This window comes from Limnobacter sp. SAORIC-690, assembly GCF_002954425.1.
Taxonomy (GTDB): Bacteria; Pseudomonadota; Gammaproteobacteria; order Burkholderiales; family Burkholderiaceae_B; genus Limnobacter; species Limnobacter profundi.
Genome location: NZ_MQVZ01000001.1, coordinates 2,975,314 through 2,988,747 on the forward strand (window position 1 = coordinate 2,975,314; position 13,434 = coordinate 2,988,747).

General features: G+C 52.4%; 9 protein-coding genes and 2 tRNA genes. 3 read left to right on the forward strand and 8 right to left on the reverse strand.

What is annotated here, in order from left to right; translation table 11 throughout:
• Positions 1–8: 8 nt before the first annotated feature.
• On the reverse strand, positions 9–686 hold the full coding sequence (locus BSZ31_RS14195; RefSeq protein WP_206018615.1) for a uracil-DNA glycosylase: 678 nt from the start codon (positions 684–686) through the stop codon (positions 9–11).
• Positions 687–4,730, reverse strand: a complete 4,044-nt coding sequence (gene purL, locus BSZ31_RS14200; protein ID WP_105029298.1) for a phosphoribosylformylglycinamidine synthase — start codon at positions 4,728–4,730, stop codon at positions 687–689.
• A gap of 104 nt (positions 4,731–4,834) precedes the next feature.
• Here purL and BSZ31_RS14205 point away from each other — a divergent pair, with 104 nt between their 5' ends.
• Positions 4,835–6,511: an NAD(P)H-hydrate dehydratase gene (locus tag BSZ31_RS14205; RefSeq protein ID WP_105029299.1), complete on the forward strand. Its 1,677-nt coding sequence runs from the start codon at positions 4,835–4,837 to the stop codon at positions 6,509–6,511.
• Here the strand turns inward: BSZ31_RS14205 and BSZ31_RS14210 are convergent.
• Entirely contained in the window at positions 6,461–7,141 is a 681-nt protein-coding gene (locus BSZ31_RS14210; protein ID WP_105029300.1) for an ABC transporter ATP-binding protein, read from the reverse strand. The genes BSZ31_RS14205 and BSZ31_RS14210 overlap by 51 nt on opposite strands.
• Positions 7,142–7,261: 120 nt before the next feature.
• Between BSZ31_RS14210 and BSZ31_RS14215 the strand changes: the two genes are divergently transcribed.
• A complete protein-coding gene (locus BSZ31_RS14215) occupies positions 7,262–7,792 on the forward strand; it encodes an arylesterase (protein ID WP_105029301.1) in 531 nt (176 codons plus the stop codon).
• 77 nt (positions 7,793–7,869) lie between these two features.
• A complete protein-coding gene (locus BSZ31_RS16770) occupies positions 7,870–8,139 on the forward strand; it encodes a hypothetical protein (protein WP_146106710.1) in 270 nt (89 codons plus the stop codon).
• On the opposite strand, the gene BSZ31_RS14220 is transcribed toward BSZ31_RS16770, so the two are convergent.
• The 5 genes from BSZ31_RS14220 to lon all read right to left on the reverse strand — a co-directional run bounded on the left by BSZ31_RS14220 (position 8,123) and on the right by lon (position 13,352).
• Positions 8,123–10,027: a SurA N-terminal domain-containing protein gene (locus BSZ31_RS14220; protein WP_105029302.1), complete on the reverse strand. Its 1,905-nt coding sequence runs from the start codon at positions 10,025–10,027 to the stop codon at positions 8,123–8,125. The two genes, BSZ31_RS16770 and BSZ31_RS14220, sit on opposite strands and share 17 nt — an antisense overlap.
• A gap of 145 nt (positions 10,028–10,172) precedes the next feature.
• Positions 10,173–10,249: transfer RNA gene (locus BSZ31_RS14225), tRNA-Asp, on the reverse strand.
• 25 nt (positions 10,250–10,274) lie between these two features.
• Positions 10,275–10,350, reverse strand: a tRNA-Val gene (locus tag BSZ31_RS14230).
• A 106-nt stretch (positions 10,351–10,456) separates the two neighbouring features.
• On the reverse strand, positions 10,457–10,729 hold the full coding sequence (locus tag BSZ31_RS14235; protein WP_105029303.1) for an HU family DNA-binding protein: 273 nt from the start codon (positions 10,727–10,729) through the stop codon (positions 10,457–10,459).
• A gap of 214 nt (positions 10,730–10,943) precedes the next feature.
• Positions 10,944–13,352, reverse strand: coding sequence for an endopeptidase La (lon, locus tag BSZ31_RS14240; RefSeq protein ID WP_105029304.1), 2,409 nt, complete (start codon positions 13,350–13,352; stop codon positions 10,944–10,946).
• Positions 13,353–13,434 lie beyond the last annotated feature (82 nt).

Sequence of the window (13,434 nt, forward strand, 5' to 3'; positions counted from 1 at the left end):
CCCTGCCCTCACACCTTCAGAAAACGGCTAATCGACTCCATCACAGCCTCAAACATGGGTGCGGTCAGTCGGCCGGTTTGCGTGTTGTATCGACTTACGTGATAACTGTCGAATAAACGAAATACGCCCAAGTCGTGTTGGGCTGCATGCCCGAACTTGAACGCGCTTTGCTTTTGATCCAGTGCTTTCAAGACGGCTTGGTGCCCCACCAAACCCAGTGCCAGCACTGCCTTGGGTGGATGTACTTTGAACTCATGGGCAATGAACTGGTTGCAGGTATTAATCTCGGCCGGTGTAGGCTTGTTCTCTGGCGGAACACACTTGACTGCATTGCTCACGCGCGCATTCAGCAGTTGCATGCCGTCGCCCACAGCCATGGAAACTGGCCTGTTGGCAAAGCCATATTTGTGCAAGGTGCTGTACAGCAAGTCGCCACAATAGTCGCCCGTGAATGGCCGCCCGCTGCGGTTTGCTCCGTGTAGTCCGGGGGCCAGGCCAACAATCAACAACTCGGCGTCTACCGGGCCAAAGGGTGGCACCGGCCCATTGAAATGGTCAGGAAATTTTTGCCTGTTTTGTTCATGAAAAGCGTGCAGGCGCGGGCATGCCGTGCAATTCACATCGAACACCCTGGCGGGCCATTGCTGATCCATGACCAGGGGTTGCCATGCGGTTCTACTGCCCATTTAACCCAAAGCCTTGCGTGCGTTGTAGAACAAACGCATCCACGGTGAAAACTCGCCTGCGTCTTTGGGCGCCCAGCTCATTTGCACGTTACGGAATACGCGTTCCGGGTGCGGCATCATGATGGTGAAACGACCATCTGGCGTGGTGAAACCTGCCAACGCTTCAGGGCTACCATTGGGGTTGAATGGGTACTGCTGTGTGGCCTCGCCTTGCGAATTCACATATTGCACTGCCACCAAACCTTCCGAGCTCAATTTGCCATGGTTGCCCTGGCGTGAAAAATCGGCGCGACCTTCACCGTGTGCAACCACCACCGGCACCACCGAGCCTTCCATGCCGCTCAACAAAATGGATGGGGTCTTGTTGATTTTTACATTCACCAAGCGTGCTTCATATTGCTCGCTTTCATTGCGCATCAGCTTTGGCCAATGCGTTGCACCGGGAATTAGATCAGCCAGCGTGGCCATCATTTGGCAACCGTTGCACACACCCAAACCAAACACATCGCTGCGGCCAAAAAATTCAGCAAACTGATCGGCCAATACACTGTTGTATCGAATGGTTTTGGCCCAGCCTTCACCTGCACCCAGCACATCACCATAGCTAAAACCGCCACAAGCAGCCAGGCCCTGAAAGTCAGCCAGCTTGCGCTTGCCGCTCAACAAGTCGCTCATGTGTACATCCACTGCCTCGAACCCAGCCAAGGTGAACGCGCCTGCCATTTCAAGCTGACCGTTCACGCCCTGCTCCCTGAGCACTGCAACACGTGGCTTTGCGCCTGTGGCAATGAATGGCGCTGCGGGGTTTTCCGTAATATCAAAGCTGGGCTTCCACACCAAGGCGTTGGGCAATTCAGCCGCTGCTTTGTGTTCACTTTCAGCGCAAGCCGGGTTGTCACGGCGCTTGGCAATTTGGTAGCTTGTGTCATCCCAAAGGCCTTGAAGCTTGGTGCGGCTTTCAGAATAAATGCACTTGGCATCGCGATAAAACTCAATTACATCGCGGTCATTCGGCTTGCCAATAATGTTGCTGTGTTTGCTCAAATTGAAATCGCGCAACACTTGCATGGCTTCGCTTTTTTGAGCGGCGGGCACCTGCAACACCACACCCAATTCTTCGTTGAACAAAGCTTTCAGGGTAAGTTCGCCGCGCTGCACGCTAACCTGCTCCGGGCGAATTTTAAAGTCGCCCCAATCGGCTGAATAGGGGTCGATGGTGATCAAATCCAGGTTGATCGACAAACCACAGCGGCTGGCAAAACTCATCTCCGCCAAAGCCGCCATCAAACCACCGTCGGAGCGGTCGTGGTAAGCATGCACCAAACCTTTTTCACGCAAGACATTCATGGCCATCGCAAAGTTTTTGATGTCGCTTGCATCCTCCACATCGGGTACATCCGTACCCAACTGGTTGGTCACCTGTGCCAATACGCTGGCACCCATGCGCATTTTGCCGCGTGCCAAATCAACCAACACCAGCACGGTGTCTTCTGCCGTGTTCAACACGGGCGTTAGCGTGCCACGCACATCTGTAATTTTCGAGAATGCAGTCACAATCAAACTAACCGGCGACAACACTTCCTTCTGCACATCGCCCTCATTCCAGCGGGTGCGCATTGAAAGCGAATCTTTGCCCACAGGAATGCCCAAGCCCAACTGTGGGCAAAGGTCCATACCAATGGCTTTCACGGTATCAAACAAAGCCGCATCTTGTCCGGGTGTACCGCAAGCGGCCATCCAGTTGGCACTCAGTTTCACGTCTTCCAGTTTTTCAACTGGTGCAGCCAGCAGGTTGGTAATGCTCTCTGCAATGGCCATACGGCCTGAAGCAGGTGCATTCAACACCGCAAGTGGTGTGCGCTCACCCATGGCCATGGCCTGGCCAGCATAGCCTGTGTAATCATCAATGGTCACTGCCACATCAGCCACGGGCACCTGGTAAGGCCCAACCATTTGATCGCGGGCTGTGAAGCCGCCCACGGTGCGGTCGCCAATGGTAATCAGGAAACGCTTGGAAGCCACAGCGGGGAATTTCAATACTTGCTCAATGGCCTCGCCCAATTCGGTTTGAGTCAAATCCATTTCAGCTTTCACCGTTTCAACACGGTTGTCGTTGCGCTCCATGCGCGGTGGTTTGCCAAGCAATACCTCCATGGGCATGTCTACAGGGTTGCTGGTGCTTTCAGCGTCGAGCACTTTCAATTGGCGTTCATCAGTAACCACACCCACCACACAGAAGGGGCAACGTTCACGCTCACACAGTTGCGTGAACAGTTCAAGCGATTCCGGCGCAATACCCATCACATAGCGCTCTTGCGATTCATTGCACCAAATCTCGGCAGGACTCAAACCGCTTTCATCCAGATTCACTTTGCGCAAATCAAATTCCGCACCTTTGTTCGATGCATCGGCCAGTTCGGGGAATGCGTTGGAAATACCACCCGCGCCCACATCATGAATGCTCAAAATCGGGTTGGCTTCGCCCAGAGTCCAGCAGCGGTCGAGTACTTCCTGCGCACGGCGTTCCATTTCAGGGTTGGCACGCTGTACGGAATCAAAATCGAGCGACTCGGTGTTGGTACCTGCATTCATCGACGAAGCTGCGCCACCGCCCATGCCAATGCGCATGCCAGGGCCGCCCAGCTGTATTAACAAGCTGCCCGCTGGCAAATCGCATTTGTGGGTGTGCACTTCCCGAATATTGCCCAAGCCACCCGCAATCATGATGGGCTTGTGGTAGCCATAAACACGTTCACCCACGCGCTGCTCGAACGTGCGGAAGTAACCACCCAGGTTCGGGCGGCCAAATTCATTGTTGAAGGCAGCCGCACCAATCGGGCCATCGATCATGATTTGTTCAGGCGTGGCGATGCGTGTGGGAATGCCGACAGGCTGTGGCTGCTCTGCACGTTGCTCCAGTGGCACCAATGCGTCTTGCCCACTTTCCCAGCTTTCCTTGCCACCTTCAAAACGCAAATGCGAGGTGGTAAAACCACACAGGCCAGCTTTGGGCTTGGCGCCACGACCAGTGGCACCTTCATCACGAATTTCACCGCCTGAACCCGTGGCAGCGCCTGCATATGGCGAAATGGCTGTGGGGTGATTGTGAGTTTCAACCTTGATCACAAAATGCGTGGTTTCCTCGTGCGGTCGATACACGCCATCGGCATCAGCAAAAAAGCGCTCAGCCTTGCCACCAGCAATTACGGCTGCATTGTCGGAATACGCCACCACCGTGCCTTGCGGCGTGGTTTTGTGGGTGTTGCGAATCATCCCGAACAGCGTTTCGTTTTGCGCCTGTCCGTCAATCGTCCAGGTTGCGTTGAAAATTTTGTGACGGCAGTGTTCGCTGTTCGCCTGCGCAAACATCATCAGTTCGACGTCTGTGGGTGAACGACCCATCACAGTATAGGCTTCCAGCAGGTAATCAATTTCATCGTCGCTCAGGGCCAGGCCAAGTTCGCTGTTTGCTTTCACCAGGGAATTACGTCCTTCGCCCAATTCCACAATTTGCAGGCTTTTGCCTTGCAGGGGCAAAAACAGGCCTTTCACATCAAAGCCTTCGGGCAAAACGGTTTCAGTCATACGGTCATACAGCGCGGCCTTCAAGGCTTGCAAAGCCGCCCCTTCCGGCAGTTTGCTGCCACCCAGCAAGCCTTTCTTGAAGCTCAGCTGAAATTCAATGCCACGCTCCATGCGCACCACCTTGGTCAGGCCAGCATTGTGGGCAATGTCGGTGGCCTTCGAAGCCCACGGACTAACCGTACCCAAGCGGGGAACGACCACGCAGCCAAGGTCAACACGGTCCAACGCCGGGGCAGCATGGCCGTAATCGAGCAAGCCTTCCATCACCTTGCGCTGCTGCCCTTCCAGTGCACCCCGCGTCGCCACAAAATGAACGAAATGCGCACGCACCGCTGACACATTCGAATCAATGGCTTGCAGGCGTTTCAGCAAACCTTCTGCACGAAAAGCAGACAAGGCAGAGGCGCCATGGAAGGTGGAAACATCGAATTGATCAGCCGAGGACAGGGCAAGAGACATGACAGCAGTGGGGGTGGTTGAGGTAATCTTGAATTATAAGTGCTACAGCCCCAAAACTGAGCACAAAGCCCGGATAAACCACCCTGAATTTCCTTGGAATACGCATGCCAGAACCGATTGACCTACACCCTGAGAACCTGGGCCATGCCAACTGGCAACAGTTGGATCAAAAATCAATGCCAGTGCTGTCGGTGAAGCAAATCCGGGCGCTGGAACAGGCTGCTTTTGCACACATCGATTCTTTTTTGCTGATGCAGGCCGCCGGGGTACGCTCGGCCCTGAAAATTGTCGATCAAATTGTTCACAGCAAGACACATTCACCGCCTTGCCTGGTGCTGGCCGGGCCGGGCAACAACGGGGGAGATGCCTGCATTGTGGCCGGGGAGTTGAAACGCAAAGGCCTGCAAGTCGACCTTTTGCAGGTAAGCGATGGAAAAACTGGCTCGAAAGACCGCATGCAGGCTGTATTGTGGGCTTTGGCACACGGTGTTCAACCCATGGAATTTAAACCCGACATGCCCTTGCCTGACATTGATGCTGGCACAGTGATCATTGACGGGCTGCTGGGAATTGCCTGTAACAGATCCCCACAGGGTGTTATCGAACGATTGATTCGACATGTGAATGCACACCACCACAAGGCCAGGGTTTATGCGCTGGACTGCCCCAGCGGGCTGAACTGCGACACGGGTAATGCGCCCGGCGTAGCGGTTCAGGCACACACCACTTTCAGCTACCTCGCCTGCAAGCACGGCCTGTTGAGTGAACAAGGCAAAGATTTGTGCGGTGAACTGTGGATAGACACGCTGAATTGCGACGCCCTGCTTGATACGGGGCCGCACACGGTCGAACTGGGCATGGTTGTTCACGCGGTTTCCCGGCTTGATCAATTGCAACACCTGCCAAAGCGAGGCCATCAGCATCACAAAGGCAGCTTTGGCAGCATTGCTGTGCTCGGTGGCCAACTTGGCATGGTAGGCGCCTGCGTGCTGAGTGCAAGAACCACACTAATGCTGGGCTGCGGGCGAGTAGCCCTGACCCTACTGCATGAAGCCGACATGCACTTGCCTGATGTTCAGCGTCAAGGCCAATCACCCTTTCTCGACCTGGTCTTTCCGGAAATCATGAACAAGGGGCTGGAAAGCAATCTTGAGTTTGCGGATACCACTTTGATCGGCCCAGGCTTGGGGCAAAGTGAAGAGGCCTTGAGCATGGTTCATGCACTGCTTGAACACGACAAAGGTCTGGATATGGTGTGGGACGCTGACGCGCTGAACCTTCTTGCAGCAAATTCGGTGTTGCGTGCGCGGCTACAGCACTACCGGCGCAAACACCGTGCAAAAAGCCTGGTGTTGACGCCGCACCCCCTGGAGGCAGCTCGCCTACTCCAAAGCACCACTGAGGTAATTCAGGCCGATCGCGTGAAGGCGGCGCAATCCTTGGCTTCCCAATTTGACTGCACTGTGGTGTTAAAAGGAACTGGCAGCCTGGTCTGCAATTCGAATCAAATTGAGATCAACACCACGGGTGGCCCCGCATTGGCGACCGCGGGCAGTGGCGATGTGCTCGCTGGCGCCATAGCAGCCATGTTGGGGCAAGGGCTAGATGAATTCAAAGCCGCATCATTCGCTGTGTATCTACATGGGCTGTCGCTTGAACCGCTGGCAGGTGAACGAGAGGGTTTGTACGTTTCACATGCGAGCGAAATTGCCGGGCGGATGAAAGCGTGGTTAAACCACCTCCTGGGCCAAAGCGCCCGCCGCAATAGTCAATTGCCGTGAACAACGCGCCGCAAGCTTGTCATCGTGGGTCACCAGAATCAAAGTGGTGCCCTGCTCTTTCTGAAGGTCAAACATCAAGTCAATTATTCGCTGGCCGGTTGCAAAATCCAGGCTGCCAGTGGGCTCATCGGCAAACACAATCGTGGGTTTACGCACAAACGCCCTGGCCAAGGCCACGCGTTGCTGTTCACCACCCGAAAGGGTTTTGGGCGTGTGGTTGAGGCGATCACCCAAACCTACCCGGTCTAGCATCTCCTTGCAGGCCTTTTCGCGATTTTGCATTGGCGTCAGTTCAGTGGCCAGCATCACGTTCTCAAGCGCACTCAGGTGGTCGAGCAACTGAAATGACTGAAATACAAAACCCACATGCTCGGCTCGCAGGCTGGCACGGCGGTCTTCGTTAAGTTGAGTTAAGTCTTCCCCCAAAAAGCGAACTGCACCGCTAGATGGAATGTCCAACCCAGCAAGCATGCCCAACAATGTGGATTTGCCTGAACCTGAGGCCCCCACAATGGCAACCGCTTCGCCTTGATTTATAGTGAATGAAATGTTTTCAAGAATGGACAAACTACTTTGCCCGTCCTGAACCAATTGATTTAAACCTTCGACTTCGAGGATTGCACGACTCATGTTTGCCTTTACTGCAAAAAAAATTAAAAACGCCTTCGCATTGGGCTGATCGCTTTTGGATTATCAACCAGTGTATCCAGCTTTGCGGCAAGTACAGGCCAGGAATGCAAAATACTGGTGATGGGCGACAGCCTTTCGGCCGCTTACGGCCTGCCCAAAGAACAAGGTTGGGTCGCTTTGATGGAGGGCCGTTTGGCTGAAAAGTTCCCGCACTGCAAGGTGGTGAATGCCTCAGTATCAGGCGAGACCACAGCAGGTGGAAAAACACGCTTGCCAGCCCTGCTGAAACAACACCAACCCACACACATGATTTTGGAACTTGGCGCCAACGACGGATTACGCGGATTGTCCCTGGACACGATGAAAGACAACTTGACCAATATGCTGGTCACGGCCCGGCGCAATGGCGCTCAGGCTGTACTGATTGGCATGCAAATTCCATCGAATTACGGACCTGCGTATGCCCGCCGCTTTGGCGATACATTCCCAGAGGTAGCACGAAAACAGAAGGTGCCTTTGGTGCCGTTTATGCTGGAAGGTTTCGCGCTAGACCCCACTGCGTTTCAAGCAGATGGAATTCATCCAAATGCGGGAGCACAACCGAAAATTCTGGAAAATATTTGGCCGACGTTTTCAGCGACATTGAAGTGAAGATATTACGGGTAGCGTATACGAGTTCGCGTTATCTTTTACCGCGTGCGCTAAGCGACTTAAGGTGAGGTCTGGATTTGCAGCAGCGTTACATCGTTCTGCTGATTCAAGATCAAGTCGCCCATTTTGATTCGCAGCGAGGGGCAGATCCGCCAGGATCTGATGCGAAGACGCGCTCGCGTTTCGCATGCCCTGAGCCAGATTCAAAAAGGGGAATTCGACTTGATCAAGGCAGAATGAGTGACGCGCTGCAAATCAACTACAACCATGTCAATCGGGGATGCGATGCGCTGCAAATCGACCACATCAGCATCCACTATACCTGCAAGATTAAAACGTCTTCTTGATCTCGACTTCAACACGCTTTTTCATGGCATCGCGTGCAGCCAGCAGCAAGGCTTCCTGATACACCTGCCCTGCAATATTCTCGTAGTACTGAACCACCTGCGGATCTGCTTTCGCTTTGACTTCCGAAGACGGTGCACTGCTTTCAACCCACGCCACCGCATAGCCGTTGTTGCCTAGTCCAACCACCTTCGCTTTGGGTAGTTCAGACACACCCGTGTTCAACACGGACTGAGCCACCAAACCGGGCAAGCCCTCCGCGCTCAAAGCGGACACGGTTCTTGAATCTGCAAAACCGGTCAACAAATCAGAACCGGCCTGTGGCTTTTCACTGTCCAGCTTGGCAGCCAACGCATCTGCGTCTTTCAGCGCAGCCTTTGCAGCTTCCTCCTGCTTCAAGCGAGCCTGAATCACTGGCTTCATTTCCTCCAGCGGGCGTGCTGCTGCGGCCGTGTAATTCACAATGCGAGCAGACACCATGGCTTCACCCACCTGCACCGCCTTGGTGTTGTTTTTATTTTCAATCGAGTCTGATGAAAAAATTTCTGCCATCACTTTCGCGTCTTTCAATACCTCTGGCGCGTTGGCTGCACCTTGCGTCAAACCATTGAATGTTTGTGCCTGCACACCGAGTGCCTTGATCACGTTCTCAAACGACTGACCACCTTCATACACCAACTCGGTGAAGCGCCCTTGTGCATCGGCATACTGCGCAGTCATCTTTTGATTTTTGATTTCATCTGAAATTTGAGTTTTCACTTCCTCAAGTGCTTGAACTTCACCACCACGAATGTCGGTTACTTCAACAATGTGATAACCAAACTGGCTCTTCACCAAACCACTGAGTTCGCCTTTCTTCTGGGAAAACACGGCTTGTTCAAACTCGGGAACCATCGCGCCTTTGCCGAAGAATCCAAGATCTCCACCCTGATTTGATGAGCCCGGATCGATTGAGTATTGCTTGGCAATTTCAGCAAACCTGGATGGATTCGCTTTCAACTCGGCCAACACTTTTTCCGCCGCTGCCTTCAGTTCGTCTGCAGAGGCACCTTCTTTCTCGGCATCCAGCAAAATGTGGCGTGCACGACGTTCTTCAGGAGCAGAAAAACGGGCCTTGTTTTGTTCGTAGTAAGCTGCAATGTCTGCATCGCTCACTGCAATCTTGGATTTGATGGTGTCTGGCGACAACACCACATATTCCACATCGGCTTTTTGAGGTGCCATGAATTGGGTTTTGTTCGCTTCATAAAATGCAGCCACTTGCTCATCCGTAATACTGACGTTGGCCAGGTATGGGGCCAAGTCAATATTTTTAACGCGCACCACTCGACCGGCCAACTGCACATCATCCAGCTGGGTTTTCAGTGTTTCCGGGAAAAAAGAAGCACGCAAAACCGGGTCAAGCACCTGGTTTCTCGCCAAGCCAAAACGCACATTTGCCTCGTGCTGCGCAGGCGTTAAACCACGTGCAGCCAACTCGCGCTTGTAAGTTTCAAGATCGAATTTGCCATCCACCTGAAACAAGGGAGTGCGAGCGATGTCTTCAGCCAAGGCTTTGTCTGAAGCCGTCAAATATTGCTTTTGTACCGACTGTTGAAGCAAATATTGAAGCACCAATGTATCCAACAATTGGCGATTGATTTCTGGTGATTCAAACACCTTTGGATCAAAGTTGTCGCCTGACTGCGCACGTGCTTCTTCAATACGCTCACGCTTAACCTGATCGAACTCTTCCTGGGTAATTGGATAATCGCCCACAATCGCCAACGCGTTTGCGTCAGCACTGACAGTGTTGTACCCCTCAAGACCAAACAAGGCAAATGCGGGTGCAATAAACAGCAGCAGCACAAACTGCATGATCTTCTGATTGTTTCGGATGAATTCAAACATGTTTTGTAGGTATTTAGTGTTGAACAACAAGCGGATACTATACCTGAAGGTAAACACCGGAAAACCGTGTGGGGCGCGGCCGGGGTTGGAAATGAATGAGAGCGTGGAAATGAAAAAAGGGAATCCGAAGATTCCCTTTTTTGTTTGGCGGAGTGGACGGGGCTCGAACCCGCGACCCCCGGCGTGACAGGCCGGTATTCTAACCAACTGAACTACCACTCCAGAGTTGGTTGCTGTTTCGCAATGTTGGTGGGTGCTGAGAGGCTCGAACTCCCGACCTAAGCCTTGTAAGGGCTCCGCTCTACCAACTGAGCTAAGCACCCGACGCTCACTGTTTTACTAGTGTTTGTCTTGCTGCGAATCAGCCAAGACCGCAATTATATACAAATTAACTCGGCCTGCAATACCTTTTGTCAAAAAATTTTAAATTTAATTCACTGCGTCTTTCAGGGCTTTGCCGGGACGGAACTTGGGCACTTTGGCTGCCTTGATTTTGATTGTTGCGCCAGTGCGTGGGTTACGGCCGCTGCGTGCAGCACGCTTGCCAACAGCAAAGGTTCCAAAACCAACCAAAGTTACTGATCCACCTTTTTTCAAGGTAGTTTTAACAGCAGCAATCATTGCATCCAATGCACGACCAGCGGCCGCTTTGGAGATTTCTGCTGACTCAGCAATTTGATCGATCAGTTCGGTTTTATTCATGTAAAAAGCCCCCTCATGGTGACAAATAAAAAGTGCCCAAAAACAGGCACCACGTTGCTTCCAGTTCTTAATTTAGACATGCCTGAAACCTAGCTGTCAACACATTTTGCGGGCGGATAACCCTTATTTTTCAAGCCAGCTAAGGCTTTCCGCGATGCACAAAAAAAAACCTCCACATTTTCATGCGGAGGCTTGTTCAAAATACCGATTGATATCAGTGCTTTACACTTGGGTTTGCAGCAGCCTCATCAGCTTTGCCCGCAATCACCTCGGCCGGCTCGGAGACTGGCTCTGGTAGCGATTCCAAGGCATGTTGCAGCACTTGATCAATCCATTTCACCGGAATAATCTCCAAACTATTCTTCACATTGGCTGGAATTTCTGCCAAATCCTTCACGTTTTCTTCGGGAATCAGCACTGTTTTAATGCCACCGCGGTGGGCGGCAAGCAGCTTTTCTTTCAAGCCACCGATACCCAAAACTTCGCCACGGAGAGTAATTTCACCAGTCATTGCAACGTCAGAACGCACCGGCATATTCGTCAAAGTCGACACCAATGCAGTGGTCATCGCAATACCGGCTGAGGGCCCATCTTTCGGTGTCGCGCCTTCAGGTACATGCACGTGAATGTCGCGCTTCTCGAAAGCATCGTTGCGAATTCCCAATCGATTCGCGCGTGCGCGCACCACTGAACGGGCAGCCTCCACCGATTCTTTCATCACATCACCGAGAGAACCTGTGCGAATGACATTGCCCTTGCCTGGCATGGACACAGTTTCAATGGTCAGCAATTCACCGCCCACTTCTGTCCAGGCCAAACCAGTGACCTGACCCACCTGATTTTCTTTTTCAGCCATGCCGAAATTGAAGCGACGAACACCCAGGAATTTGTCGAGGTTCTTCGGAGTCACCAGCACTTTCTTTTCGTTTTTGCCCAATACCATTTGACGCACAACCTTGCGGCAAATTTTGGACATTTCACGCTCAAGACCACGCACACCTGCCTCGCGGGTGTAGAAGCGAATGACATCACGAATTGCTGCTTCGGAAACACTCAGTTCTTCGTCTTTCACGCCGTTGTTTTTCAACTGCTTGGGCAGCAAATACTTTTGCGTGATGTTCACTTTCTCGTCTTCGGTGTAACCGCTCAGGCGAATTACTTCCATCCGGTCAAGCAGTGCATGAGGAATGTTCAAGGAGTTCGCAGTCGCTACAAACATCACATCGCTCAAGTCGTATTCCACTTCCACGTAATGGTCTACAAAGGTGCTGTTCTGCTCGGGATCCAGTACTTCCAACAAAGCCGATGCGGGGTCGCCACGGAAGTCCTGCCCCATCTTGTCGATCTCATCCAGCAAAAACAGCGGATTGCGAACACCTACTTTCGTAATGCTGTTCAATACCTTGCCAGGCATGGAACCAATATAGGTTTTGCGGTGGCCACGAATTTCAGCTTCATCACGCACGCCACCCAAGGCCATGCGAACAAACTTGCGGTTTGTTGCCTTGGCCACAGATTGTCCAAGCGAAGTTTTACCAACTCCGGGGGGACCCACCAAACAGAGAATAGGTGCCTTCAGTTTGTCGACCCGCTGCTGCACCGCGAGGTACTCCACAATGCGCTCTTTCACTTTCTCCAAACCATAATGATCTTCATCCAATACCTTTTCGGCATTGGCAAGGTCGTTGTTGATTTTGGTTTTTTTCTTCCAGGGCAAACCCACCAAAACGTCGATGTAATTGCGAATCACGGTGGCTTCAGCAGACATGGGTGACATCAGCTTGAGCTTCTTCAATTCGGCTTCGGCTTTTTTCAGGGCTTCCTTGGGCATGCGCGCTGCCTTGATTCGCTTTTCAAGCTCCTCCATGTCCGCGCCATCTTCGCCCTCACCCAGTTCTTTCTGAATGGCTTTGACCTGCTCGTTCAAATAGTACTCGCGCTGGCTTTTTTCCATTTGGCGCTTTACACGACCACGGATGCGCTTTTCCACCTGAAGAATATCGATCTCGGTTTCTAGTTGGGACAGCAACGCTTCCAGGCGCTGGGCAATGCTGAAAGTTTCCAAAATGGATTGCTTCTGCTCCAGCTTCAATGGCAAGTGGCTGACAATGGTATCCGCCAATCGGCCGATGTCTTCAATGCTGGCCAGCGATGTCAAAATTTCTGGCGGAATTTTCTTGTTCAATTTCACGTAAGAATCAAACTGCGCCATCACGGCACGCTTCATGGCCTCGGTTTCCGGGCTCTGTGAAGGATCGGGCAGCAAGGGCAAAGCCGTGGCCGCGAAGTGTGTTCCCTCATCCGTTACCTTGGTCAAACGTGCACGCTGCACACCCTCTACCAAAACCTTTACGGTGCCGTCGGGCAGCTTCAGCATTTGGAGTACATTGGCGACACAGCCGATGTTGTAAATGTCTTTGTCGCTGGGTTCATCTTTGGTGGCAGATTTTTGCGCCACCAGAAGAATACTCTTGCCTGTTTCCATCGCGATTTCCAACGCTTTGATGGATTTTGGACGGCCCACGAAAAGCGGAATGACCATGTGCGGGAACACGACTACATCTCGCAATGGAAGCAGTGACAATTCGATGGGTTGTTCCGGAAGCACGTTAGTTGCTGACATATGAATCACCTATTAAATGCATAACCCTACAGTGGGGTTAAAACGCGCTTATTCAAGCTTTATTTCACGACCAATTTAACAA

Bases quoted from the DNA above. Each gene is read 5' to 3' on its own strand.
- BSZ31_RS14220 (WP_105029302.1), bottom strand. From the start codon at position 10,027: ATGTTTGAATTCATCCGAAACAATCAGAAGATCATGCAGTTTGTGCTG.
- BSZ31_RS14235 (WP_105029303.1), bottom strand. From the start codon at position 10,729: ATGAATAAAACCGAACTGATCGATCAAATTGCTGAGTCAGCAGAAATC.
- BSZ31_RS14215 (WP_105029301.1), top strand. From the start codon at position 7,262: ATGGGCGACAGCCTTTCGGCCGCTTACGGCCTGCCCAAAGAACAAGGT.
- BSZ31_RS14210 (WP_105029300.1), bottom strand. From the start codon at position 7,141: ATGAGTCGTGCAATCCTCGAAGTCGAAGGTTTAAATCAATTGGTTCAG.
- BSZ31_RS14195 (WP_206018615.1), bottom strand. From the start codon at position 686: ATGGGCAGTAGAACCGCATGGCAACCCCTGGTCATGGATCAGCAATGG.
- purL (WP_105029298.1), bottom strand. From the start codon at position 4,730: ATGTCTCTTGCCCTGTCCTCGGCTGATCAATTCGATGTTTCCACCTTC.
- lon (WP_105029304.1), bottom strand. From the start codon at position 13,352: ATGTCAGCAACTAACGTGCTTCCGGAACAACCCATCGAATTGTCACTG.
- BSZ31_RS14205 (WP_105029299.1), top strand. From the start codon at position 4,835: ATGCCAGAACCGATTGACCTACACCCTGAGAACCTGGGCCATGCCAAC.